Raw genomic sequence first — 659 nt, forward strand, 5'->3', positions numbered from 1 at the left:
GCGCGGGCATGCGCTCTGCTGCCGGCTGATCGCTGTTAGCCGCCGTCGGCGCCTGCCCGATCGCATCGGCGATCTCATGCTGCGATGCGGCGATGTCGCCGGCCGGCTGCGAGGCGCTCGGTTCGTCGGTCGGTGCCTCGCGGCCCTGTTCCGGCTGGGAAGCCGCGTCGCCAGCAGGTGCCGTCTCGGCAATGGTTTGCGTAGGATGTTCGCCCGCAGGGGCTGTGTCGTCGAGCTGGTCCTCGTCGATCACCACCAGCAGATGCCGCTCCTCGGTCAATCTTGCCAGCCCTGCCGGGTAGGAGGCCGTGCCGCCGGGGACAAGGCGCTTGACGATGCGGTCGCTCTCGGCTGCGACGTCGGCAACCAGTGCCGCCAGCGTCTCCGGCAGGATGCCCAGTGCCGAAAATCCTTCCGAGGCCGCCTCGACGTTGCCCCCGGCATCGACAAAGGCGATGAAATGACCATCCTCGGTGAGGCCGCTAATGGCGCGCGCGGCGATTTCGCCGGCACTGCGTGACCCGGTCTGAGCCGCCGGCACTGCCAGCATGATCGCCTTTTCGGCGTCCGGCATGGTCACCGCACTGGCCAGGAAGCCGACGGCGCGGCTGGTCATGCCGGTCGCCAGCCGCACCATGATGGCGCGGTCACTGCCAATC

1 pseudogene is annotated in these 659 nt (G+C 69.0%); it reads right to left on the reverse strand.

What is annotated here, in order from left to right:
* Positions 1 to 659, reverse strand: a pseudogene (locus EN984_RS36760) (PAS domain-containing sensor histidine kinase); the annotation flags it as partial.

It is taken from the genome of Mesorhizobium sp. M7A.F.Ca.CA.004.12.1.1, assembly GCF_003997835.1.
Classification (GTDB): domain Bacteria; phylum Pseudomonadota; class Alphaproteobacteria; order Rhizobiales; family Rhizobiaceae; genus Mesorhizobium.